Genomic DNA, 22,398 nt, shown 5'->3' with positions numbered 1-22,398 from the left:
CGTTACCTTTGTTTTTTGACAACGATCCGACTGACTTTGCCCTGTCCGCCTTCATGAAAGGTGGATGGGGCAATTTCACGTTCACACTCTTCTAAATGTAAGATCTTATATCGGTTGAAATCATGTGCCAGATCAACGGCAGTATAACATAACTCGCGCATGGACGGTCCACCGAGGCCGCGTCCGACATGATCGGGATGAAAAACTTCTAAAACAAGAAGACCGTCTTTGATCAAGGCATTCATCATGGCTTGATGCATCTTCGGGCGTTGATCGGGCGTGAAATAAAGATGAAGGCAGGCAACCGCGTCAAATTTACCAATCGGCCAGTTCCATTTTTCCAAATCGGCGCATAAAGCATGAAAACGCGTGCTCAGGTGACGTTCCTCGGCCTGCTGCCGGGCTTTGCGCACGGCATTGGCTGCACCATCGATCGAGGTGACATTAAATCCTTGTTCAGCCAGCCATAAACCGTTTCGCCCCTCCCCATCGCCCACGGCAAGAATATGTCCGCCCTTTGGGAAATGATGGCTATTTTCCACAAGGAAACCATTCGGTGTGGTGCCGAAAACCAGACCTTCGCCTGCGTATTTTTCGTTCCATTTCTGGATGATATTATTCATCGGGTTCCAATGGTCCTTCTTTTTGCACCATCAGGCGGAATGCCTCAATGGGGACGGGCGGGCTGTAGTAATACCCTTGAATATAATCACATCCACCTTCGCGTAAGGCATTCAGTTGTTCAAGTTCTTCAACCCCTTCGGCGACGACTTTCATATGAAGACTGTTTGCCATAGAGAGAATGGCGGAGACAACGGCTGCCGCTTCCTCATCCGTGGTGAGATCGAGAATAAAGGCGCGATCAATTTTTAAGGTTGTGATCGGGAAGCGGCGTAAATAACTGAGCGAGGAATACCCCGTCCCAAAATCATCAATGGACAAGCCAACCCCGAGTTTGCGCACGTCATGGAGCTGCTGCACGATTTTTTTGTCATCAACAATCAAAAGGCTTTCGGTAATTTCCAACGTCAGGCGTTGAGGGTCCAAACCCGTTTTTTGCAGTGTGTCGCGGACCAGAGCAACCACATCGGTACGCTGGAATTGACGCGACGACATATTGACGGAAATATTGGGCGGGTTTTTAATTTTTTTCGCCCAATTGACGGCTTCAAAACAGGCTTTTTCCAAAACCCATGCCCCGATTGGAAGGATCAGGCCGGTGTCTTCTGCCAAGGGGATGAATTTGTCGGGGTAGACGTTGCCATGTTCCGGTTGATGCCATCTCAGCAAGGTCTCGCAACTGACCAATTCGCTGGTGCGGGCATCGACAATCGGCTGGTAGTGAAGAACAAATTCTTCACGTTCCAAGGCCTGATGCAATGCGGTTTCCAGGGCGCGGCGTTCGTTGGCCTCGTCGTTCATTTGTGTGGTGAAGAACTGGCTGAGATTGCGCCCGTTTTCTTTTGCCTGATACATGGCCGTATCGGCATTTTTGAGCAGGTCTTCAACGTTTGCCCCATCGTTGGGGAAAATCGTAATCCCGATACTGGCGGACACAAAGGCGACATGTTGTTCCAGATCGTAAGGTGCAGACAAGCTTTTCAGGAGTTTTTCGACCAAATGCTCAATTTGAGTAAAATCACTGAGATCACTGAGAATGACGGTGAATTCATCCCCGCCCAGCCGCGCCACCGTATCGGAACGACGCACCAGGGCGCTGAGACGGGCGGCGGCTTCTTGTAGCAAAAGATCCCCGCACGCGTGTCCCAATGTGTCATTGACGTTTTTAAATCGATCCAGATCGATAAATAACAGGGCGATTTGTGTGTCGCTGCGTTCGGCCTGAATGATGGCACGTTGCAGGCGATCCAGAAATAGGCTGCGGTTGGGCAGGCCGGTCAGGGCATCGTAATTGGCCTGATAAAGGATGCGTTCTTCATTGCGTTTGCGCAGTGTAATATCGCTAAATAGGCTGATGTAACGCTGAATTTTACCGGTTTCATCGCGAATGGTTTTGATGGAGAGCCATTGCGGGTAAACTTCGCCGTTTTTGCGGCGATTCCAGATCTCCCCTTCCCAACGGCCAATTTTGTTGAGCTTTTCAATCATGCTGCGATAAAATTCAGCTTGATGTCGTCCTGATTTCAGGAGAGAGGGCGTTTGCCCTGTGGCCTCTTCGACAGAATATCCGGTGATTTCGCTAAAGGCGCTATTGACGATTTCGATCACGTTATTGGCATTGCAGACCATAATGGCTTCGGAGGCGGCTTCGAAAACGGCGGCAGCCAATTGTAATTGGTCCTCGGCTTTTTTGCGCTCTGTAATATCCTCTTTGACGGCAAGGAAATGTGTAATGTCTCCTTGTTCATTTTTAATGGAACTGATGGCGGCACTTTCCCAATAGATCCTGCCATCTTTGCGCTGGTTGCAAAATTCGCCCCGCCAATCCTTACCCTGTTTTAATGTGTCCCACATTGCGGCGTAATCGGTCTTTATGTCCGTGGCGGCGGAGAGGATTTTTGGATTTTTGCCGATGACTTCGGAAAGGGCGTAGCCTGAAACTGCAGTGAATTTTGGATTGACATATTCAATGCGAGCTTTTGCATCCGTAATGACAACGCTGGTCGGGCTTTGTTCAATGGCTTGAGATAACTTTTTCAGGCTATTTTCTGTTTTTTGCCGCCTTAGGTTTTCAAGCTGAACGGTACTGAAAGCGCGCTGAACCAAAAAGGCATAGATCAGGATCAAAGCGGAAAAAATCACCCCGATAATGGTATAGGCAATGGTTTGCTGTTTCCATGCCTTTATAATATTCTGGACATCGATATCGACGGTCAGAATTAAATCGTAATCGGGGACTTTTGTGCGTGTATTTATATTTTGCTGCCCCGTTATCAGATTGCGTTCGGTTTGAAGGGACTGCTTTTCTGTGCGGGAAAATAAATCGCTGATATCGTGATGAAAAGCCATGACCTCGGGGATGGATAAAAGCCGGGACGTTTTGTTATAGAGTGCGATATCATGTTCGTTGTTATCCATGCCGACTTGATAAATTTCTTTTAAGTAGCTGGTACGGATTTTGGCAACAACGTATCCCTGCAATGTACCGACAGAGTCGTAAACAGGACGGCTTAGCCCGATGGTTTTCATACTGTTCAAGCGGTCAATCAGTAAGCGGCGATCCGGGTTGAGCAGCATTTGAACGCGGAAGGTGTCGTTTGGGTCAGAACCCGCATATGTGTAATCGTATCGATGGTTTAAAAGGGTTTTCCCGTCCGCCGAAAGAATAATAATGTCACGCAATTGAGGCATGCCGCTAAACGCGGTTGTGAGAAAATCATGCGCCTGTGGCGGGGCACTTTTGAGCGTGTCCCAATTCTTTGAAAAATGACCGACCGTGCGCATGATGGCGAGATCAACGGTTTTGATGGATGTCGAGGTATGATGTGCCAGTCGTGTTCCCAGACTGGCAATATTATTTTCCGCACGTGCCAGAACGGATTGATAGCTGTGCCAAGTGAACACACTTCCCGTGATCCAGAGCGTCAAGCACAGAAACAGACCGCCAAGAAGGATATGTGTGCTCTTGGTTCTTTGATAAAGTTTGCCTGTGTTTTGTTCGGATGAAAATGGTGTCACGGTTTTGCCTTATGCCCCCTTTCGGCTACCCTAAAGAAACATCAGGTTGAAAGAAAAAGAAAACCTGTCTGTTTCGTTGATAAATATAACACCTTGTTTCTAGGGAATCTACGTATCCGTATTTAATAAGATCATGGAATGTAAAAAGACTTTCTTTTTGCGCTTGCGAAAAGCTGGTGTATGCTCCAAACCAACTATCGTTATTCTTATGTCCTGAGGGGGTATGTTCGTGTCGTTCTATATGGAAATGTATGAGGCCAAGAAAACAACGGCGCATGATGCGGTCGCCAGTATTGCAGACCGTTCCAATCTAATTCTGGGGATGGGGGCTGCCATGCCGCCCGCCTTGATGGAGGCGGTGGCCAGCCGGGCAAAGCAGGGCTGGTTTACCAACCTGAATGTTTATTATATGCATGCCAGTGCGGCGGCGACCGAATCGCTGCTGGTGCCGGAATTAATGCCGGTCATTAAACCTCATCCCTTGTTTATGAGCAGCCATGATCGTCAATTGGCCAAGCAAGGCTATGATGTCGGGGAAGAATGGGTGCATTTCGTCCCCTGTCTGTTCCATCAGGCAGGCCGCTTGTTGACGGAGTCGATTTCACCGGATTGTTTTGTCGTGACGGTATCCCCGATGGATAAGTCCGGGCATTTCAGTCTGGGAACAAACCCGGATTACGGCGCAACGGTTGTACGCAAAGCCAAACGGATCATCGTTGAAGTCAATGAAAACATGCCGCGATCCTTTGGTGAATGTTTATTGCATATTTCCGATGTGGATATGATCGTTGAAAATAGCCCGCCTTTGATGGAAACTATTATCGGGGGCGGCAGTGTTGAAGATGAAAAAATAGGTCATTTTATTGCCGAACGCATCCCTGACGGGGCGACCCTGCAAATGGGGATCGGCGCGGTGCCGAACTCGGTTATGAGCCAATTGGTCAGTCATAAGGATTTGGGCCTGCATTCCGAGCTGTTTTCACCGCCGATGGTGGATTTGATCAAGCGCGGTGTTTTAAACGGTCGCCGCAAGACATTATTGCCTTATAAACATGTCTTTACATTGGCGCTTGGCGATCGGGATATGTTTGATTTTATGGATGATAACCCCTCAATTGTCGGCTATCCGGTGTCTTATGTGAACAACCCGTCCGTCATTCGCAAGAATGAAAATATGATTTCGGTAAATGCCGCCATTGAAGTTGATTTTACCGGGCAGGTGAATTCGGAAAGTATTGGCGGGCATCAATTCTCCGGCACAGGGGGGCAGTTGGATTTTGTCCGTGGCGCTTATGCGTCACCGGGGGGGAAATCCTTTATCGCGCTGCATTCCACAGCCAAAAAAGGCACCATTTCACGGATTGTGCCGCATTTGACCGGCGGGGCCGTGACGGACCCGCGTATGGATGTTCAATTTGTGGTGACGGAATATGGCGTGGCCGATATGAAGGGGCGTTCCTTGCAGCAACGTGCCAAGGCTTTAATCGATATTGCGCATCCCGATTTCCGCGAAGATTTGTCAAGAGAAGCGCATAGCATGGGGATGATGTAATCGACCTTTGCGTTTAAAAAGCGTAATAGCCTGTCTGAATGTATCCACTTACGAGAAGCCTGTACTTTGTGCAGGCTTTTTCTCGTTCCTGTACGCAGAAATGGGACCGCAGAAGTAGCTTATGGTTTTTAAATAGGATATTTTTATCTTTAAACCTATAGAAGGCGGGGGCCATTTAATGCGTAGATTTATCCTGATTGGAAGTGTTTTTTCTTTGTTATCGACCTTTGCCTATGTACCGGTCTTTGCAGAGACAACAGAGCGCATGCAGGCCCAAAAAATTGATCTGGCCGGACGTCAACGGATGTTGAGCCAACGCCTTGCCAAAGCTGCCTGTTTTATTGCGACTTTCAGTGATGTGGAACAGCATCGTCAAATCCTGCTGCAAACAGCGGATCTGTTAAAGGTCAGTCATGACGCTTTTAAAAATGGCCGTTCGCAAGAGGGCTTCCTCCCTGAAAGTAATAAAGCGATTCGTGAAGAACTGGATCAACTGGATAGTGTGCTTGAAATGCTGGATTTCGGTGCCCGTTTATTAGGGGAAAGTGCAGCATTGCCGGGACTGGGCGTTGATTTAATCGCACAATATAACCTTGAGGCTTTGGGGCAGTTCGAACGGGTCGTAAAAATGATGGAAATGGAATATGCCTCCAGTCAGCAAATGGCGAACGGGCAGGCCCGCGTTTTAAATATTGCAGGGCGTCAGCGTATGTTGATCCAAAAAGCGGCCAAGGAATTTTGCTTGATCACATATGGCGTTGATGTGGATCAAAACAGGGCCAGCCTTGCCAAGACGGTACATACCTTTGATACGGCGATTGAAGATTTACGCAGTGGAAATCCGCGCCAAGGTATTTCGGCGGTTCCAACATTGGAAATTCGCAACGAATTGTCACAGATGAAAGTCGACTGGCAGTCACCACGTGGTGTTTTATTGGCGGTTGCCAGTGGTTTTCAAGCGCGGACATCTGATTTTGAAAAAATTGCCAAATCAAATGAAGCCTTACTTCGCGAGGCCAATCAGGTTGTTCAGATGCTGGTCGCGTATTATAAAGATGCCGCCGCGCCACAGGAATGATATAACACTAAAAATAATGTTTCCCTTTCCTATTTCCCTTTTTGGTGTTTTATGGGAGGTAATGGGAGAAAAGCGTCAAACGATAGGATGAGGATCGGTTGAAAAAAATTACTGCCATAGGAGTGATACTGCTGTGTTGTGTTTTTGCGCGCCCCGGACTGGCGGATGCGGGTGAATTGCTGCGCAAGACAAATCTGGTGGCGATTCAAAATATGTTGACGCAACGCTTGGCGAAGGCGGCTTGTTTTATCGGGACGTTTACAGAAACCGAACAACACCGTGATGTCCTTGTTCAAAGCCGTGAAATGTTTGATACCAATCTGATGATTTTAAAAGAGGGGCATGGCGCATATGGCATTTCCCCGGCAAACGACACTGTGGTGTTGGATCAGTTGCAACGTTTGGCACCGGTCTGGGGGCGTTTGAAGTTTGCCTCAGACCTGTTGGCGCAGACACCGCAACATCCGGGGTTGGATGTCAATATGATCGAAGATTTTAATTTACCGACATTAAAGCTGATTGAGGAATTGGGCGACTATTATCGCAGCCAGATAACCGATGAAGCGGAAGCGGCGGAAATGGTCCGTTTAACGGGCAAACTGGCAACCTTGTCGCAAAGGGCGGCAAAGGAGTTTTGCATGACCTCCTACGGGATATCGGCAAATATCAACCGCAATGCGCTGGCCCGTTCCATTCTGGAATTTGATCAAATTCTGGAGGATTTGATGGTGGGTAATGAGGCCTTTAATATTATCGCCCCGCCTGAAGCCGAGTTTGTTCAAGCGTTAAATGAATTAAAACGGGAATGGCGCGCGCCGAAGCGCGTGATGATGGCGATTGCCAACAGCATGCGCGCAAAGACATCTGATTTCATCGTGATTTCACGGACCAATGAAGCAATTATGAATCAGAGCCGGAAAATTGCTGATTTATATCTGAACTATTACAAAAAAGTCCTTGCGGAAAAGGCTATAGAGCGACAATTTTCCCAGGGTTCATAATGTTATCGGGATCCAGTGCTTTTTTCAAACTGCGCATGATTTCCAGACCGGCTTCCCCGAATTCGCTTTCCAGATATTTCATTTTACCATGCCCGATGCCATGTTCACCTGTGCAGGTCCCGTCCATTGCAATGGCGCGTTCCACAATACGGGCATTCAGGCGTTTGGCCTCGGCCAATTCTTTTTCATCATCGGGCATAAAGGCGAATAAAGTATGGAAATTACCATCGCCAACATGCCCGACAATGGTGCCATCAAGAAACGAGTCTTCAATATCCTGTTTGGTCGCCATGATCGCCTCGGCAAGACGTGAGATCGGGACACAGGCATCGGAAGAGACCCCTTTACATCCTGGTCGTAAGGCAAGCGCGGCATAATAGGCATTGTGGCGGGCATTCCACAGACGGTCACGGTCTTCCAGTTGGCTGGCCCACTGGAAGTTCTTTCCGCCAAAATCTTCGGCAAGGCTTTTGACCATTTCAATCTGTTCTTCTACGGATGACGGGGAGCCGTGGAATTCAAAAAACAGGGTCGGGGCCACTTCGTAATCCAGTTTGGAATATTGGTTGACCGCATACATTTGGCGGTCGTCCAGCAATTCCATCCGGGCAACGGGAATACCACATTGAATAATGGAAATCACCGTATTGACGGCTTCTTCCAGACCGGGGAAAGGACAGACGGCAGCACTGATGGTTTCCGGGATGCCGTATAAACGCAAGGTGACTTCGGTGATAATACCAAGCGTGCCTTCCGCCCCGACATAAAGACGGGTGAGATCGTATCCAGCGGCAGATTTTTTTGCACGCGAGGCGGTCTTTACAATATCGCCATTCGGGGTGACCACGGTCAGGGCCAGTACGTTTTCACGCATGGTGCCGTACCGCACCGCATTGGTGCCTGATGCCCGTGTCGAGGCCATACCGCCGAGGGAGGCATCCGCACCGGGGTCGATGGGGAAAAAGAGACCCGTATCGCGCAGATATTCGTTTAAGGCTTTGCGTGTGACACCGGCTTCAACCGTGACATCCATATCTTGCGGGCGGGCTTCGACAATTTTATCCATTTGGGACAGGTCGATGCAAACACCGCCATGCAGGGCGGCTATATGGCCTTCCAGTGACGTCCCTGTTCCATAAGGGATGACCGGGATCTTGTGTTTCGCACAGAGTTTGACAACATCGGAGACTTCTTTTGTGGAAAGTGTGAAGACCACCACATCCGGGGCCTGCGCCTTATGGTATGACTCATCTGTTCCATGTTGTTCACACAAGGCTTTCGACGTGGAAACCCGGTCCTTGTCCGTCAGGGTGTGCAGTTGGTTTAAAAAGGTCTGATCAATCGTTCCGTATGCAGTGGTCATGGCTAACCATTCGTTGTCAATTTCAGTTGAAACGATAGTAATCATCCTTAAGGCAAAGAACAATAGGGCAAAAGTGCGTATGAGACTTGACTTAAAAGTTGGGTCGTGTTGGATTTAAAAATCATGGGTATAGGGAAGTCGCTTATATGAGCTTGGTTGATGTACAGTTTCTCGGAAGCGGTGATGCTTTTGGCACAGGAGGACGGTTCAATACATGTTTTCATGTGCTGGGTCAGAAAAACTCTTTCCTGATTGACTGCGGTGCCTCATCTTTGATCGCGATGCGAAAATTCAACGTTGACCCGGATTCTATTGAAGCCATTTTTCTAACGCATCTTCATGGCGACCACTTTGCCGGTGTGGTGTTTTTCCTCATGGATGCGCGCTATGTTTCCAAACGAACCCGCCCTTTGATTATTGCAGGCCCGCGTGGGGTTAAGAAACGGGTGATTGAGGCCATGAACGCCCTTTATCCCGGTTGTTGGGATAAAGGTATTGATTTTGATGTCTTTTTTGTTGAACTGAAATTGGGACAGCCGCAAGGATTGAACGGGATCAAGGTGCAGGCCTTTCAGGCGAGACACCTTCTGGACGAAAATGATTTTATTCTCCGTTTCGAGGTGGAAGGCAAAACCATCGTCTATAGCGGGGATACGGGATGGACGGATCATCTGGTCACGGCGGCGCAATTCTCCGACCTGTTTATATGTGAATGTTATCTGTATGATCAGCAATGTGAATTCCATATGGACTATATGACGTTGCAGGAAAATAAACATCGTTTCAACACCCGCAATCTGGTTTTAACGCATCTTGGCCCTGATGCGCTGGCACAAAAAAAGCAAATGGAAGACCAGACGGCCTTTGATGGTCTTATAATTTCTATATAATATGCAATTCATCATTTCGTAATTTGAGCGAATACTGTAAAACGGCGCTTTCGAATATCCGCATTCTTGCTGGCATTTTAAGGATTCCCGATGGCGCTCCCTCCGCTTCTCACACTTCGCGATGTACATGTAACCTTTGGCGGTCGTCCTGTCTTTGAAGGGGTGGAATGTGCTGTTCAACCGGGGGATCGTATCTGTCTGGTCGGGCGCAATGGTTCGGGTAAGTCAACCTTGATGAAAGTTATCGCCGGCTTGGTTGAAGTCGATGACGGCGAACGGTTTGTCCAACCCGGCGTAACCGTTTCCTATCTGCCGCAAGACCCCGTCATGCCCGAAGGCGTCAGTGTCCATGATTATGTTCATGCGGGTTTGCGCCATGAAGATGAATATCACCGGGTGGATATTTGTCTGGAAGCCATGCAACTGGACGGGGCGCGTGATACCTCCACATTATCGGGTGGAGAGGGGCGACGCGCTGCCATTGCCCGTGCGCTGGTTTCCGAACCGGACATTTTGCTGCTGGACGAGCCGACAAACCACCTTGATTTACCGACGATTGAATGGCTGGAAGAAGAATTGCAGTCTTTCCGGGGCGCGATGATGATGATCAGTCACGACCGGACGTTTTTACGTAAACTGTCCCGTCAATTATTGTGGCTGGATCGTTCAAAAATACGCAGGACGGATCAGGGATATGAATTTTTTGACGAATGGGTTGAACAGGTTCTGGCGGATGAGGAAAAAGAACTGACCCGCATCAATATCCAGATTGCCGAAGAAGAACGTTATATGTTGAAAGGCGTCACAGCGCGGCGCAAACGTAATATGCGACGCGTGCGCAAACTGGCTGATCTGCGTGAACAAAAAGCCACCCGCGTTCAGGTGCAAGGGACGGTGAATTTAAAAGTCGATAGTGGGGAAAGCTCCGGTAAGTTGGTGATTGAAGCCAAGGGAATTTCCAAGGCCTTTGGCGACAAAATTATCGCCAAAGATTTTTCCATTCGTGTGATGCGCGGTGACAAAATCGGTTTAATTGGCCCGAACGGGGCGGGGAAAACAACTTTGTTAAAAATGCTGACGGGACAATTACAGCCTGACAGTGGCGATATTCGTATCGGGACCAATTTGACAGCGGCTTATTTTGATCAGAAACGCGACAATTTGCCCAAAGATGTGACACCGTGGGATTATTTGGCCGATATGGGCGGGGATCAGATCATTGTGCATGATCAACCCAAGCATGTCGTGACTTATATGCGTGATTTTCTGTTTGAAGAACGTCAAGCCCGCCAACCCATCCATGCCTTATCCGGTGGGGAGAAAAACCGCCTGATGCTGGCGAAGCTTTTGGCAAGTCCGACCAATTTCCTTGTCTTGGATGAACCGACCAACGATCTGGATATGGAAACGCTGGACCTGTTGCAGGAAGTACTATCTGAATATGACGGCACCTTGTTGCTGGTCAGTCACGACCGGGATTTTCTGGACCGGGTTGTGACATCGACCATTGCAGTGGAAGGCAATGGAAATGTGCAGGAATACCCCGGTGGGTATGAAGATTATTTGCGCCAACGCCCCGATGATAAAGCGGTGACAGAGGCAAAGGCGAAATCAGCAGAAAAACCAAAAGAACAACCGAAAAAGACGAAAGCCAAGCTCAGTTATAAAGATCAGCGCGAACTGGATATGTTGCCGCAAAAGATGGAAAAACTGACGGCTGAGAAAGAACAGTTGGAACGCGCAATGGCGGACCCGGATTTATTTGCCAAAAGCCCGGATAAATTCCAAAAAACCAGTGATGATCTAAGCGTGGTTCAAGCCGAACTGGAGGCTTGTGAAGAACGCTGGCTGGAACTGGAAATGTTGCAGGAAGAATTATCGGCAGGTTAAACGTCAATCCGTTCCACAAGGGCGCCGTTTTCTTCAAAGCAGACACCGCTCAGCTTGCCGCCAAATCCGCAACCGCTATCAATGCAAAGCTGGTGTTTGGCCATATGAAAACCGCCTTGGCGGTGGTCATAGCCCCGGACCGTGCGTTCAAACCCGCTGTAGGGGTGGTCTAGTTCACGAAATTCTTGCGTGCCCCACCAAAAAGCATCGGTTTGCGCGTCCAGCGGCATATCGGGTACAACATTAGCGTTGACGAACAACAGTTTTTTATCATCGCTATAGGCGGCCCGTTTCAAGGCATCCATATATTGTTCATGGCCATCCATCGTGCGCATGGTTTCTTTTAACGCATTGGTCCAGGCTGATAAGGCGCTCATGCCGCCTTTTGCAGCCTTGATCCCTTCTGCGCAGGAGGTGTGATAGGCCTGAAGGGTGCTTTCTACACCCTGATTATACATCCATTCCAACACTTCTTCCGGTTCACGGGCAAAGGGAAGCTGGCGCATTTTATAAAGCATTTCTTCCTGACAGCCGCGCAGGAAAACAACGTCATCGGTTTCGGCACCTTCCTGTAAAATAACAAGACGGCGGAAATTTAAAACTTCATTCAATGTTCCGGCAACATCGGGACCACGCCCCAGAATGTTACCGCAATAAATCAGGGCATCACCGGGCAGGAAATGATTGGCCAATTGACCATGAAGGGCTTTCAGTTTGTCGACTTCACCATGAATGGCACCAACAGCCCAAATCCGTTTTTTACCTGTCAGCTTCGCAAATTTACCGTCTTGCGACATACACGTCCCTTTTATCTATAGGAAAAGGCAGGAAGATTTATAATCTATCCTGCCTTTTCATAAAGTCATATGCAAGTAAAGCTTAAGCGGCTTTTTCTTTTTGAAGGACGTCTTCCAGCTTTTCGGTTGCCGCATCTTTGTCGATGTTTTCAACGGCTGCAACTTCATGGGCCAATCGCTCCAACGCAGCTTCATAAATTTGGCGCTCGGAGAAAGACTGGTCAGGTTGACCGACGTTGCGATAAAGATCGCGAACAACTTCTGCAATCAAAACCGGATCGCCGGAGTTGATCTTTGCTTCATATTCCTGTGCACGGCGGCTCCACATGGTGCGCTTGACTTTGGCTTTGCCTTTCAGCGTGGTCATTGCTGTTTCCATGATTTTACCGGAGCTGAGTTTACGTAAGCCTGCGGCTTTGATTTTGCCGACAGGGACGCGTAACGTCATGCGTTCATGTTCAAATGTAATCACAAATAACTGGAGTTCGTGACCACCGATTTCCTGAGTTTCAACGCCCACAACGCGGCCAACGCCATGAGTCGGATATACGACAAAATCGCCAGAATCGAACGGTAGGTTTTGAGCCATTTCTTATCTCTCTTACTCTTTACACAGACAGCCCATCAGGTGGGGGGAACCCAAATTCGGCGACAAAAAAAACCGTCCGCTTGGTTAAGCAGAAGGGGCCGACATGACAACGGGTTGTCTATATTTGGTTGGTTGGCCGCCCTGAGCATCATAAAGTTTGACAGGGATATAAGACTCTGGACGGTCAAAAACCGGCTCCGCACGGAACCGGCTGTTGGCAATGGTTATACCACAAGATTGGTCAAAAAAACAGACCTAAGTTACAAAAACATGACAAAAACCCGCTTCTTTCCTGAAGAAGCAGGTCTTTGAAATCTGAAACTGTAAAAGATTACAGGTGCTTGGCTCAGTCGCCTGCGCCCGGGTTTTCGCTCAGTTCCGCTTTTTTACCGGCGCGACCATTTTCCGCATCGGCATTTTCCATCGGGTCTTTCTTGGCTGTGATGTTCGGCCAGACTTCTGCGAATTTCTGGTTAATTTCCAGCCAGTCTTCAATGCCGTCTTCGGTATCCGGCAAGATCGCTTCTGCCGGGCATTCCGGTTCGCATACGCCGCAATCAATACATTCGTCCGGGTTGATTACCAAGGTGTTTTCACCTTCGTAGAAACAGTCAACCGGGCAGACCTCGACACAGTCGGTGTATTTACATTTAATACAGTTTTCCACGACAACGTAGGTCATTTGAATCTCCGTTTTTTGATCGCTTGGCCGGTTTAACCGTTTGTCGAATCGTGCGGACAAAGCGAATCGTTAATATCTTCTTCCCCAAAGGACATGATCGGCTCATACCCCAAAATAGTTGAATTGAGGTAGCACAATCCTTTGGAGACAGCAACCATATGAATATTGTGGATACCCGTTTTTTTGCATCCAGAGTGTGAGTGAAAATCAATCACAACATTGCATCTCCAAGTAAAAGTTCCTACCTTATTGAAAAAGAAGGAGCTTCCCCCAATGCCACACCGTTTGAATTATCCCGCAACTGCACGTAATCGGGGTCCGATTTTAGCCGTCCTAAAACGGTTTTTACCCGATACGGGACGCGTTTTGGAGATTGCAAGCGGCAGCGGCGAGCATGTTGTTCATTTTGCACAACATTATCCGGGGCTGGTTTGGCAACCCAGTGATCTTGATCCGGCTTGTCTGAAAAGTATTCAGGGCTGGGTGGATCATCACGCACTTGAAAATATTCTTCCCCCTTTGTCGTTGGATACCACAATAGAGGACAATTGGCCCCAAAATGAATTGGATGCACTGATATGTATCAATATGGTGCATATCAGTGCGTGGGAGGCGACCATCGGGTTAATGAAAAAAGCCGGGACGTTGATCCGGCAAGGCGGTTTTCTGTATCTATACGGGCCTTATCGGCGAAATGGGGAACATACCGCCCCCAGCAATATGGAATTTGAATATTGGCTGAAAGAGAAAGATCCCCGTTTCGCAGTGCGCGATATCAGCGAGGTTGATGCCGAGGCCCGTAAAAACGGTCTTGCATTGCAAGAGGTCGTTGAGATGCCTGCAAACAATTTTTCATTGGTTTTTCAGCGCCAGTGAAGTTATACCGGACCCATGAGACAAAATCCGAATTTTAAAGCAGATTTGGCAGTTTTTGCGCTGATCATCTTTTTGTTAGGTGTGGTTTTTTCCATATTTGTATTGGAAAAAGACCCCGATGCACGCCTCGGCCTGTTCGGCATAAGTCTTTGGGTGCTTGTGATTGCCGGGGCGATTTATTTTCGTATTAAAACAAAGAACGAAGAAGAAGACGGGAAATAGCGCCCGCCTCGCGTGATGGGACTATTCCGCTTCGGCCAGCCACTTATCCATCTGGCGGCGTTCGCGTTTGGTTGGGCGACCGGCACCTGCATCGCGTTCACCGACTTTGGCGGGTTTGTCGATTTTTGGTTTGGGTTGGGGCGGGTCCAAGTCTTCGTAAAGGGTGCGGGCCTCGGGTGCCGGGCCACGCCGCTCTCCCATTTTGATGACTTTAATCAGCCGAATATAAGGGCCCAACGGGAATGTCAGCACATCATCGGGTTTTAACATATAGTGGGCCTTGGAAATGGCGGTGCCGTTGACACGCAATTTACCACCGGAAACAAATTTTGCGGCCAAGGTGCGGCTTTTGAAAAAACGTGCCTGCCAAAGCCATTTATCAACACGTAGTGTTTCTGTCATTTCTTCCAGTCTTTAAGTTGGGCAAAAGGCGAATCCGGGTCGATCCGAACCGTTTTTTGATGTGCAGACTTCGCCTTTGTCTTTTTCTTTATATGGGCTTTCTTGCGTTGGACTTTAAGGGTGTCAGCGGATTTTTCAATATCATATCCCATGCGCCGTAAAATATCGGACATAACAGTGGCAGAACAGCCCGCCAAGCTGGTGAAATCCGCATTGATATCTGTTGATCCCTTTTTTGTTTTTTCCCATGCCAATTCCGCAATGCGTTCGGCCATATCGACACGCAAACAGCGGGTGCCGTACATTTGATAACCGATCTGTTCATAAAACAGGCGCGGGGTATCGGGTTGGGCCTCAAAGGACATCAGGCCGCTGGCGGGATAAAACGGGGCAATGTCGGGTTGGTGATAGAGGGTCCATAAATCGGCACGCAATCGCACAGCAGCGGCCTTTAACAGTTTTGGGCAATAGATACTGTGCCGGGCGATAACCACACCGTATTTGCGCAGGGTTTTACGGTCTTTGCTTTCGATATCGCGGATCAGGTCACGGGCCTGCTTACGTGCCAAGGTGCCCAGACCTTCGCGCAACTGGAAGATAACACCACGCGCCGGTCCGTTCAGTTTGGCTTTTTCCAAATCCAATAACGGTTTTAGGGTGCGTTTGATATAATGATCAAGCCATTTGGTGAGGCGGTTTCTGACACGACCCCGCAAACTGTCTTCGATCAGATCGAATGCCAAGGTCTCCAAGCGCGGGCTTAAGGCATCGCTGCCTTTATAAAGGCGGGCACAAGGTGTGCCGCGCCACAGAACATAGCCATCGTCACGCAAGCTAAAAGCCTCGTCTTTTTCATCTTCAAACGTGCCAACCCGGCGACCCATTTCCTGACGCAAGGCTTTGAGGGCGGCGGCATTAACGGCGCGCTTGGCATGTGGGTTGTCGGTTTCATCGGCGGCGAAATGAAACCCTTCAAGGCGACCGACGAAATGACCTTCGACCAGTACGTCCCCGGATTTGGTCACCGCTGCCAACAGGTCGTCTTTGTCTTTCAGTTTTTTCATTAAAGCCGAGGTCCGGCGATCAACAAACCGTTTGGTCAGTTGTTCATGCAGCGCATCGGATATTTTATCTTCAATTTGGCGGGTGATATCTTGCCAATGAAGTGGATCCACCAGCCATTTGCTGCGCTGGGAAATATATGTCCAGGTTCGAATCCTGGCGAGGCGTTGCGTCAATGTATCGATGTCGCCGTCTGTACGGTCCAGACGTTGGACATGTCCGGCAACCCAATCGGTTGGCAATAGATTTTTATGGGTGGAAAGATGTTGATAAATCTGTCCCAAAAGGCGGGGGTGACTGTCGGACAAGGTCTTGGCAAAGTCCGGAATTTGGCAAACATCCCACAAAAGCTTAACGGCCTTGGGATGTGTGGCGTATTTGATGACATCCGGGTTTTTGGACAGAAAATCCAGCGTGATTTCATCTTCGGGAATGCGCGGGCGGATCAATCCGTGTGTTTGTGGGGCGCGGCGCAAATCCATCTGCAAGGTGTCAACCGAGGTAAAACGCAGGCGGGAATTGCGCCAGTAAATCTGTTCGATATTGTCAAATTCATGGGATTCGAGCCGATCAATGATTTCAGGATCAAGGGGCGGGCAGTCTGCCGTCACCCCGAAGGTACCATCTGTCATGTAACGTCCGGCCCGTCCTGCGATTTGGGCCAGTTCGGGGGCTTGCAGTCTGCGCATCTGGTGTCCGTCAAATTTGGACAGGGCTGCAAAGGCGACATGATCCACATCCATGTTCAACCCCATACCGATGGCGTCTGTGGCGATAATATAATCCACCTCGCCTGCCTGATACAGTCCGACCTGTGCGTTGCGGGTGCGTGGGCTGAGGGCACCAAGGACGACAGCCGCCCCGCCTTTTTGACGTTTGATCAATTCGGCAATGGCGTACACTTCGGAGGCAGAAAACGCCACAATGGCAGAACGATTGGGCAGGCGGGTAATTTTCTTTGACCCGGTATAGGTCAGTTTTGAAAAACGGGGACGTTGATCAAACTGGACGTCAGGGATCAAACGACGGATCAAGGGGGCGATGGATTGCGAGCCCATAAACATGGTTTCGGCCTGCCCACGGGCATTAATCAGGCGATCGGTGAAAATATGACCGCGTTCAGGGTCTGCACATAATTGAATTTCATCAATGGCGAGGAAATCAACCGTATGGTCCACAGGCATGGATTCGACGGTGCATAAAAAATAACGGGCATGTGGGGGAAGTATTTTTTCTTCGCCGGTAATCAGGGCGACTTGATCAGGCCCTTTTATTTTGACGACCCGATCGTAGTTTTCACGCGCCAGAAGGCGCAAAGGGAAGCCGATCATACCGGTGCCGTGGGCCATCATACGTTCCAGGGCGAGATAGGTTTTTCCGGTATTTGTAGGGCCAAGCACCGCAGAAATACGGGCATCTGAAGAAGTATCAATTTGCATAACGGGCGCACAATGGACCAGTTTGCAAAAAGAGGCAAGAAAAGAGGGGAATGTTGGTATCAAACCCCTCTCTCTTACAAATCACATAGGTGAAAGTACCTTTGAGGTGGCAAAAATAAGGGCCTCCCACCTATGGGAGGGCGAAAAACCTTATATTTGCGGAGGGGCGCGCGGCGATTTCGTGCGGGCGTAATGCGAAAGTGCCTGGTGCCCGAATGCGACTGCTTCGCTGAGTTGGGGGGGACCTATATGGAAGTCGAAGTGTACGACTTCGGGAAGAATGAGGTCAAAATCCCGGGTGGCATCCTGATGGCAAAGGACGCAATAATCACAGACAAAATTGTCTGTATGGCTGGGCGTGTCCGGGTCGTTGTCCAGATTAACACGGCAAATGCTGGTGCGCATTGCCGATTCGAATTCAGCCATTGCAGGTGATTCACTGGCAAGAACAACAACGGGCGTGACAAACTGAAAGACGAACGCAATCAGCAACAGTGCCGATATATCGACACGCAGCGCGTTCATCAGTTTTGTCAGCTTGTGACTCATAGACTAAACATTCCAGCTACTATAAACTTTAATATACCTATCAAAAAAACAGGACGAATACAATTCGTATTATTCAAACCATTACGGCTGAAATAGGGCAAAGCGTTTAAAATCAGGTCCGCAGTTGAAAACGTATGGGAACGATGACATCGCTGTTGACGGCTTTTCCGTTGCGTTTGGCGGGTAGAAAGCGCCAGTTCCTGACGGTTTGTAAGGCGGAACGATCCAGTGCGCTATGCCCGCAGGATTTAAAGATGCTCAGATTTAAAACACGGCCTTCAGCACTCACCAAAACTTTTAATTCCACAACCCCTTCCAGACGGCGGCGTTTGGCCGATTTGGGATAAGGCGGGGCGGGGTTGCGCAAATAGGCCGGATAAACCGGTTTGATAAAGCCTGTTTTGGCTTGGACCTTTTTAACAGGTGCGGTTGTAAAAGCTTGTGCGACAGCCTGAATTTTTGGTCGGGGCTGTACGGTTTTCGGCGGCGATACGGGTTTGACAGGTGGTTTCACCTCAACCTGTTTGGGGACGATTCGCGGTTTGGGTTTTTCTATCTTTTTTTCTTCTTTGGGTGGTTCAACTGCTTCTTCGATAATTTCGGCGATTTCTTCTTCTTCGATTACTGGTTCTTCTTCAACGATTTCTTCTTCTTCAATGGGTGTTTCTTCGATGACCTCTTCGGGTTCGATAACAGGTTCGACGTAGGTTTCCACCATAAAGGCGATTTCTTGGGGGGCATCGTCTTTGGGGATGTGTAATTCCCCGCTGGCCTGTCCGATCAGGAACAGGCCGCTAAACAGCAAGATATGCAAAAAACCTGCGGCCCCGATGGGCAACAGGCGTGCCCCGAGCGGGGTGTCCACGACAACCCGCCCGGTGCTTTCGTCCAGCCTATATTGATTAGAAATCAGCATTGATCCGCAGGAAGAATGAACGTCCCGGTTCATTCACCTTTGCGACTGTGTTGTCAAAAGAACTGCTGCGGTTCAAATGGTTGGAATAGGTTTTATCCAGCACGTTTGTCACGCCCAATGCCAGATTAAACGGTTGGAAGGCCCAGATTTTTCCATAAACATCAAAGACAGCATAGCCACCGGTTTTTTCGATGTCCTGACCACTGGTCACTGTCCCGATGTCGGCGCGGTTTTGTTTGGCAGCCGCCCGCATGCGCAAACCGCTCATCCAGTCGGCGGTGCTGTATTCAAGTGCTGCGCCGACTTCCAGCGGTGCAATTTGGGCCAGCGGACGGTTATCTTCGTCATTTTCACCGTATGTGTAAGCCACGTTCAAGGCGAGGTTCAAACCTTCCATCAAATCAATCCCACCGGACAGTTCAAAGCCCATCAAGGTTGCATCGACGTTGCGATAAATATCGGCGTTGTCAGCCAGCAGAATGCCGTCTTGACCCGTGGCGTTATCGCGCAGGATGTAATCACTGACTTTGTTGTAATAAACAGAACCGCCTACGTTCCAGCCGTCATAGGTGGCACTGGTACCCAGTTCAATTTGATGATGTTGTTCCGGGTCGATATCCGGGTTGCCGATCCAACGGCTTGCTGCGGTGGCATGATCACCGGCCATCCCGCGTTCTGTGGCATCTGCGGTGCGCACAACGCGTGACAAGCTGCCGTAGAAGGCGATGTTTTGATCCAGTTCGTGATCATAGCGCAACAAACCACCAATGTTATGTTCGCTCTGGTCGTCCCACTGTTTGCCGTAATACATCTGGTACAGTTGATTGGCGGTACGCCCGGTCCGTGCGGAAACGGTGTTTACCTTGCCTGCATCAACCCCGACATAGTCATAACGAAGCCCGACTTTGACCTTGCTGGCGGACGTTACCTGATAGGTTTTTTCACCAAACAGGCCAATTTGATCGGTGGTCATGCCCGGCCACATATAGGCATGTTCATTCCCGCTGGCATAAATGTTGGTTTGTGCCCCCATGTAACGCAAGGCATCCTGATAGGAGACTTTTAAATCGGCCCCAACGACAAGGTCGTTATTTTCCAACGAGACTGTCCCGCCGTAGATTTGAGTTTCCGAATCGGTCAGCATCCCCATACCGGCGCGGCTGCGCAGGCTGAAGTTATCCATTGTGTGATCGACCTGACTGATATAGGCAGAGGCGTTAATTTGATTGAACAGGCCAAGGTCGCCTTTGTGGGTCAGGGAACTGCGCAAGGCCATCATCTTGGCTTCCGGTGCATCCATGCCAGCCCCGGCATAAAGGGCATCGCTGGTATCATCTAATTGTGCACCAAAAGTGATTTTTGTATCTGCAGTGGCCTGAACACCGACATCCAGTCGCCCGCCATGTTGGTCAAAGCCGGAACGGACTTTTTTGCCATTACCGTCTTCATAAGTGTTGGCGGCTGATTTTTCGATATTGGCACGCACATAGTGACCATCGCCAAGATCAAAGGACCCTTTGATTGCAACGTCACGGGTGTTGCCGTTGCTGTCAATGCCACCTGAAATATTGATGTTTGCCGATTTGCCTTCTGTAAAGGTCGGGGCGTTGCGTTTGGTTTTCACGGTCCCGCCGGAACCACCGCTACCATGTTGGACTGAGGTATAACCTTTTTCCACGATCAATTCGTCGTTGCCATCAATGGACAGGAAGGAGGCAGGCGGGTCCATACGGTTGGGACAGCCGCCTTGAACAAACACGCCATCATCCACGATATTTAACTGGGTCTGTTTTTGACCACGGATAAAGGGATCAATCCCGTGACTGCCCATACGGCTACCGGAGACACCGGGGACAGATTGTAAATAGTCCCCGCCGTCAGCCGCCGGGAAGGTGCTGTCTTCTTCAAAATTCAGGATAATACGCTGGGGTGTTTCGATTTGGTCTTCGGCCAGAACTTCCGGAAGTTTAACGGGATCACCGGCATGGACGGACAAAGGCAGGAACGCACATAAAGCGGCGCCCAGCAATAATTGCTGTTTCATAATTAAGTCTCTTCTTAAAGATAAATGGATATGTGAAACGGATCTTTAAGAAGAAAAAGGTGGTGCCCGTGAAGACGCAATATTACCCCAAACTTGGGTGTCCAAGACGAGGGGCGTCTCCTTATAGGTGATTTTCGATGTGGGTAAGCGTGTAAGGATAACGCCAAGGGCAGGGTCTTTGAGTTGTATAGCAGGTAAAAACGTGCCGCGTAGACACCAGTCACAAACAAAACCGTCTGTTTGTTCGGTTGGGAGGGACGTGTCTTGCTGTTCTGCCAGCATGACCTGACAAATGCTATTGCGAAGGGCAGCTTCGTATTCGCCTTGCTCGCTGTGTTCTGCTGCAAACAGGACAATAGGGGTAAACAATTGAAAAAGAAACGCGATCAGAAGCAGGGCCGAAATATCAGCCTTTCCTGCTTTTTGAAAACGTCTTAACAAATCAATCATTTAGAAACATTCTAGTCAGTGTAATCTTGAGGCTTTTCTTATATATCAATTTTCCCAAATTACAAATAAAAACGCCCTGCCTTTGGTCAAGGCAGGGCGTTTTAAAAGTATCCCGAACAGGAATTGGGGGGCAATTGGGTCCGGGTTACTTTAATCAGGATTTAACGTTCAACAAAGGCGCGTTCAATCACATAATCAGCCGCATCGCCGGTGTGGGCGGAGGCACGGAAACCGAGATCATCCAGAATTTTGCAGGTATCTTCCAGCATGCTCGGGCTGCCGCAGATCATGGCGCGATCCGTTTCCGGATTTAATTGCGGCAAGCCAAGGTCCTGACACAGTTTACCGTTGACGATCAAATCGGTTAGACGGCCCTGATTGCGGAAAGGTTCGCGTGTCACGGTTGGATAATAAACCAGTTTTTCAGCGATCATTTCGCCGAGGTACTCGTGATTGGGCAATTCTTCGTTGATGTAATCCTGATAGGCCAATTCGCTGACGTGGCGCACACCATGAACCAGAATGACTTTGTCAAAACGGTCATAGGTTTCAAAATCACGAATGATGCTCATAAACGGGGCGAGGCCGGTTCCGGTGGCAAACAGGAACAGGTTTTTCGCGGGTGTCAGGTCATCAACAACCAATGTGCCCACCGGTTTTTTGCTGATCAGGATTTTGTCATCTTTTTTCAAGTGTTGCAGGCGTGAGGTCAAAGGCCCGTCCTGAACTTTAATGCTCAAAAATTCCAGATGTTCTTCGTAGTTGGCGCTGGCGATGCTGTAGGCACGCGTTAGCGGTTTACCGTTAACTTCCAGACCGATCATAACAAAGTGACCATTATGGAATCTCAATGCATCCGGACGCGAGGTTTTAAAGCTGAACAGGCTGTCGTTCCAGTGTTTTACTTCTAATACGTCCTCTTGGTAAAAAGCCATTTTTACTCTCTTCGTGTTCGTG

Annotated in this window: 20 protein-coding genes; 7 read left to right on the top strand and 13 right to left on the bottom strand. The window is 49.2% G+C overall.

The genetic code is table 11. The features are described 5' to 3' along the window. Positions 1-2 precede the first annotated feature (2 nt). Positions 3-623, bottom strand: coding sequence for a class I SAM-dependent methyltransferase (locus IEW74_RS07880; RefSeq protein ID WP_188663569.1), 621 nt, complete (start codon positions 621-623; stop codon positions 3-5). Further along, positions 616-3,639 carry an EAL domain-containing protein gene (locus IEW74_RS07875; RefSeq protein ID WP_188663566.1) on the bottom strand — a complete coding sequence of 1,008 codons (3,024 nt, stop codon included), beginning with the start codon at positions 3,637-3,639 and terminating at the stop codon, positions 616-618. The genes IEW74_RS07880 and IEW74_RS07875 overlap by 8 nt, the downstream gene beginning before the upstream one ends. A 229-nt stretch (positions 3,640-3,868) precedes the next feature. Between IEW74_RS07875 and IEW74_RS07870 the strand changes: the two genes are divergently transcribed. The 3 genes from IEW74_RS07870 (at position 3,869) to IEW74_RS07860 (ending at position 7,270) form a co-directional block, all read left to right on the top strand. Then, a complete protein-coding gene (locus IEW74_RS07870) occupies positions 3,869-5,191 on the top strand; it encodes an acetyl-CoA hydrolase/transferase family protein (protein ID WP_229734272.1) in 1,323 nt (440 codons plus the stop codon). A gap of 178 nt (positions 5,192-5,369) precedes the next feature. Next, positions 5,370-6,269: a type IV pili methyl-accepting chemotaxis transducer N-terminal domain-containing protein gene (locus IEW74_RS07865; protein WP_188663562.1), complete on the top strand. Its 900-nt coding sequence runs from the start codon at positions 5,370-5,372 to the stop codon at positions 6,267-6,269. Between the two features lie 98 nt (positions 6,270-6,367). Beyond that, the gene (locus IEW74_RS07860) at positions 6,368-7,270 is read left to right on the top strand and encodes a type IV pili methyl-accepting chemotaxis transducer N-terminal domain-containing protein (protein ID WP_188663559.1); all 903 of its coding nucleotides are present in this window, start codon (positions 6,368-6,370) and stop codon (positions 7,268-7,270) included. Here the strand turns inward: IEW74_RS07860 and IEW74_RS07855 are convergent. After that, a complete protein-coding gene (locus tag IEW74_RS07855) occupies positions 7,239-8,633 on the bottom strand; it encodes an FAD-linked oxidase C-terminal domain-containing protein (protein WP_188663557.1) in 1,395 nt (464 codons plus the stop codon). The genes IEW74_RS07860 and IEW74_RS07855 overlap by 32 nt on opposite strands. A 146-nt stretch (positions 8,634-8,779) precedes the next feature. On the opposite strand from IEW74_RS07855, the gene IEW74_RS07850 reads away from it, so the two are divergent. Beyond that, positions 8,780-9,523 (top strand): MBL fold metallo-hydrolase, encoded by a 744-nt coding sequence (locus tag IEW74_RS07850; protein ID WP_188663555.1) that lies wholly within the window; start codon positions 8,780-8,782, stop codon positions 9,521-9,523. Positions 9,524-9,613: 90 nt separating this feature from the next. After that, on the top strand, positions 9,614-11,413 hold the full coding sequence (locus tag IEW74_RS07845) for an ATP-binding cassette domain-containing protein (RefSeq protein ID WP_188663553.1): 1,800 nt from the start codon (positions 9,614-9,616) through the stop codon (positions 11,411-11,413). On the opposite strand, the gene IEW74_RS07840 is transcribed toward IEW74_RS07845, so the two are convergent. The 3 genes from IEW74_RS07840 to fdxA all read right to left on the bottom strand — a co-directional run bounded on the left by IEW74_RS07840 (position 11,410) and on the right by fdxA (position 13,481). Further along, positions 11,410-12,210: a hypothetical protein gene (locus IEW74_RS07840; RefSeq protein ID WP_188663546.1), complete on the bottom strand. Its 801-nt coding sequence runs from the start codon at positions 12,208-12,210 to the stop codon at positions 11,410-11,412. The genes IEW74_RS07845 and IEW74_RS07840 overlap by 4 nt on opposite strands. An 82-nt stretch (positions 12,211-12,292) precedes the next feature. Then, positions 12,293-12,799: a CarD family transcriptional regulator gene (locus IEW74_RS07835; protein ID WP_188663543.1), complete on the bottom strand. Its 507-nt coding sequence runs from the start codon at positions 12,797-12,799 to the stop codon at positions 12,293-12,295. A gap of 346 nt (positions 12,800-13,145) precedes the next feature. Beyond that, positions 13,146-13,481, bottom strand: a complete 336-nt coding sequence (gene fdxA, locus IEW74_RS07830; RefSeq protein ID WP_188663541.1) for a ferredoxin FdxA — start codon at positions 13,479-13,481, stop codon at positions 13,146-13,148. Positions 13,482-13,754: 273 nt separating this feature from the next. On the opposite strand from fdxA, the gene IEW74_RS07825 reads away from it, so the two are divergent. Both IEW74_RS07825 and IEW74_RS07820 read left to right on the top strand, forming a co-directional pair. Continuing rightward, positions 13,755-14,357 (top strand): DUF938 domain-containing protein, encoded by a 603-nt coding sequence (locus tag IEW74_RS07825; RefSeq protein WP_188663539.1) that lies wholly within the window; start codon positions 13,755-13,757, stop codon positions 14,355-14,357. Positions 14,358-14,372: 15 nt separating this feature from the next. Continuing rightward, the gene (locus IEW74_RS07820) at positions 14,373-14,579 is read left to right on the top strand and encodes a hypothetical protein (protein ID WP_188663537.1); all 207 of its coding nucleotides are present in this window, start codon (positions 14,373-14,375) and stop codon (positions 14,577-14,579) included. A 21-nt stretch (positions 14,580-14,600) separates the two neighbouring features. Here IEW74_RS07820 and IEW74_RS07815 read toward each other — a convergent pair whose 3' ends face one another. The 7 genes from IEW74_RS07815 to IEW74_RS07785 form a co-directional block, all read right to left on the bottom strand. Beyond that, entirely contained in the window at positions 14,601-14,981 is a 381-nt protein-coding gene (locus IEW74_RS07815) for an RNA-binding S4 domain-containing protein (protein WP_188663535.1), read from the bottom strand. Beyond that, entirely contained in the window at positions 14,978-17,482 is a 2,505-nt protein-coding gene (locus IEW74_RS07810; protein ID WP_229734271.1) for a helicase-related protein, read from the bottom strand. Before IEW74_RS07810 ends, IEW74_RS07815 begins: the two co-directional genes overlap by 4 nt. 150 nt (positions 17,483-17,632) lie before the next feature. After that, positions 17,633-18,031, bottom strand: a complete 399-nt coding sequence (locus tag IEW74_RS07805) for a DUF2946 family protein (RefSeq protein ID WP_188663533.1) — start codon at positions 18,029-18,031, stop codon at positions 17,633-17,635. A 112-nt stretch (positions 18,032-18,143) separates the two neighbouring features. Continuing rightward, on the bottom strand, positions 18,144-18,947 hold the full coding sequence (locus tag IEW74_RS07800; RefSeq protein WP_188663532.1) for an energy transducer TonB: 804 nt from the start codon (positions 18,945-18,947) through the stop codon (positions 18,144-18,146). Continuing rightward, positions 18,934-20,991 carry a TonB-dependent receptor domain-containing protein gene (locus IEW74_RS07795; RefSeq protein ID WP_188663530.1) on the bottom strand — a complete coding sequence of 686 codons (2,058 nt, stop codon included), beginning with the start codon at positions 20,989-20,991 and terminating at the stop codon, positions 18,934-18,936. Before IEW74_RS07795 ends, IEW74_RS07800 begins: the two co-directional genes overlap by 14 nt. A gap of 45 nt (positions 20,992-21,036) precedes the next feature. Beyond that, the gene (locus tag IEW74_RS07790) at positions 21,037-21,441 is read right to left on the bottom strand and encodes a hypothetical protein (RefSeq protein ID WP_188663528.1); all 405 of its coding nucleotides are present in this window, start codon (positions 21,439-21,441) and stop codon (positions 21,037-21,039) included. Between the two features lie 161 nt (positions 21,442-21,602). Further along, complete coding sequence (locus tag IEW74_RS07785; RefSeq protein ID WP_188663526.1) at positions 21,603-22,376, bottom strand: ferredoxin--NADP reductase; 774 nt, start codon at positions 22,374-22,376, stop codon at positions 21,603-21,605. Positions 22,377-22,398 lie beyond the last annotated feature (22 nt).

This window comes from Terasakiella brassicae, assembly GCF_014641495.1.
GTDB lineage: Bacteria > Pseudomonadota > Alphaproteobacteria > Rhodospirillales > Terasakiellaceae > Terasakiella > Terasakiella brassicae.
Note: the sequence above shows the minus strand (reverse complement) of the source record. Positions and strands in the feature narration are given on the sequence as shown.

Bases quoted from the DNA above. Each gene is read 5' to 3' on its own strand.
- IEW74_RS07790 (WP_188663528.1), bottom strand. From the start codon at position 21,441: ATGATTGATTTGTTAAGACGTTTTCAAAAAGCAGGAAAGGCTGATATT.
- IEW74_RS07840 (WP_188663546.1), bottom strand. From the start codon at position 12,210: ATGTCGCAAGACGGTAAATTTGCGAAGCTGACAGGTAAAAAACGGATT.
- IEW74_RS07850 (WP_188663555.1), top strand. From the start codon at position 8,780: ATGAGCTTGGTTGATGTACAGTTTCTCGGAAGCGGTGATGCTTTTGGC.
- IEW74_RS07820 (WP_188663537.1), top strand. From the start codon at position 14,373: ATGAGACAAAATCCGAATTTTAAAGCAGATTTGGCAGTTTTTGCGCTG.
- IEW74_RS07800 (WP_188663532.1), bottom strand. From the start codon at position 18,947: ATGCTGATTTCTAATCAATATAGGCTGGACGAAAGCACCGGGCGGGTT.
- IEW74_RS07835 (WP_188663543.1), bottom strand. From the start codon at position 12,799: ATGGCTCAAAACCTACCGTTCGATTCTGGCGATTTTGTCGTATATCCG.
- fdxA (WP_188663541.1), bottom strand. From the start codon at position 13,481: ATGACCTACGTTGTCGTGGAAAACTGTATTAAATGTAAATACACCGAC.
- IEW74_RS07810 (WP_229734271.1), bottom strand. From the start codon at position 17,482: ATGCAAATTGATACTTCTTCAGATGCCCGTATTTCTGCGGTGCTTGGC.
- IEW74_RS07785 (WP_188663526.1), bottom strand. From the start codon at position 22,376: ATGGCTTTTTACCAAGAGGACGTATTAGAAGTAAAACACTGGAACGAC.
- IEW74_RS07805 (WP_188663533.1), bottom strand. From the start codon at position 18,031: ATGAGTCACAAGCTGACAAAACTGATGAACGCGCTGCGTGTCGATATA.
- IEW74_RS07880 (WP_188663569.1), bottom strand. From the start codon at position 623: ATGAATAATATCATCCAGAAATGGAACGAAAAATACGCAGGCGAAGGT.
- IEW74_RS07865 (WP_188663562.1), top strand. From the start codon at position 5,370: ATGCGTAGATTTATCCTGATTGGAAGTGTTTTTTCTTTGTTATCGACC.
- IEW74_RS07795 (WP_188663530.1), bottom strand. From the start codon at position 20,991: ATGAAACAGCAATTATTGCTGGGCGCCGCTTTATGTGCGTTCCTGCCT.
- IEW74_RS07825 (WP_188663539.1), top strand. From the start codon at position 13,755: ATGCCACACCGTTTGAATTATCCCGCAACTGCACGTAATCGGGGTCCG.
- IEW74_RS07815 (WP_188663535.1), bottom strand. From the start codon at position 14,981: ATGACAGAAACACTACGTGTTGATAAATGGCTTTGGCAGGCACGTTTT.
- IEW74_RS07845 (WP_188663553.1), top strand. From the start codon at position 9,614: ATGGCGCTCCCTCCGCTTCTCACACTTCGCGATGTACATGTAACCTTT.
- IEW74_RS07855 (WP_188663557.1), bottom strand. From the start codon at position 8,633: ATGACCACTGCATACGGAACGATTGATCAGACCTTTTTAAACCAACTG.